We start from the raw sequence: 865 nt of genomic DNA, 5'->3' as shown, positions 1-865 counted from the left end.
AGGTATTCGGCACGGATCGCACGGCCATCGCCCAGCAGCTCCTCGCCGGTTTCCGGATCGCGGAAGCGGTGGCCGTCGGTGAACGGGAAATCGCGCTCTTCGGCGGTCAGTACCTGCAGGTGCAGCACCTCGCGGCGGGCGGCGGCCAGCCGTTCCAGCAGCACGATGCTACCTTCGTCGAAACCGTCGCCCAGCGCGACCAGCAGGTCGCCGGCCTGCACCCGCTCCCAGACCGGGGCCAGGGAAGTGACCGGCGGCCACGTGCCGCTGGCCCGAAGTTGGCGCAGCAGCAGGTGCACGCGGTCGCGCTGGCGCGGGCCGTGCCCGGCGGGGACCAGTTGCACGCTCTCGCCGCTGATGGCGATCACGCCGAAGCGGTCGCTTTGCTGCAGGGCCAGTTCGACCAGGCAGGCGGCGGTGGCGCAGAGGTAGTCCAGGCGCGACCAGTCCGGTCGCGCACGGTCGCTCTGGCGCGCCGAGGCGGTCGCATCGATCAGCACCCAGGTCGTGATCGGGCTTTCGCGTTCGGATTCACGCACGAAGAAGCGGTCCGAGCGCGCGTAGAGCTTCCAGTCGATCTGGCGCAGTTCATCGCCAGGTTCATAGGCGCGGTACTGCGCAAACTCCAGCCCGGCGCCGCGGCTGCGGCTGGCGTGCTGGCCGATGCCGTGCGCGCCGCGTGCACGCCGTGGCAGCAGCCGCAGCGCCTTCAGGCGGCTGCGGACATCGGCGGGGATCGCGATCGGTACGTTGCGGCTCACGGTGTGCGGATCAACCCGGGAACGGCACGGCCTGCAGCAGCGCGGCGACCACGTCGTCGGCGCTCTTCTGCTCGGCCTCGGCAGCGAAGGACAGCAGCAGGCGG

1 protein-coding gene is annotated in these 865 nt (G+C 71.1%); it reads right to left on the bottom strand.

The window, feature by feature from the left end; all coding sequences use genetic code 11:
• Positions 1 to 761: DUF58 domain-containing protein (locus tag AAE045_RS23145; protein ID WP_455549672.1), on the bottom strand; the 761-nt coding region annotated here is incomplete at its 3' end.
• Positions 762 to 865 lie beyond the last annotated feature (104 nt).

Origin of the sequence: Dryocola clanedunensis, assembly GCF_038405435.1 — a bacterium.
GTDB classification, from domain to species: Bacteria; Pseudomonadota; Gammaproteobacteria; order Enterobacterales; family Enterobacteriaceae; genus Dryocola; species Dryocola clanedunensis_A.
The sequence above is the reverse complement of the archived record's forward strand: the minus strand, read 5'-3'. Positions and strand labels throughout refer to the sequence as shown.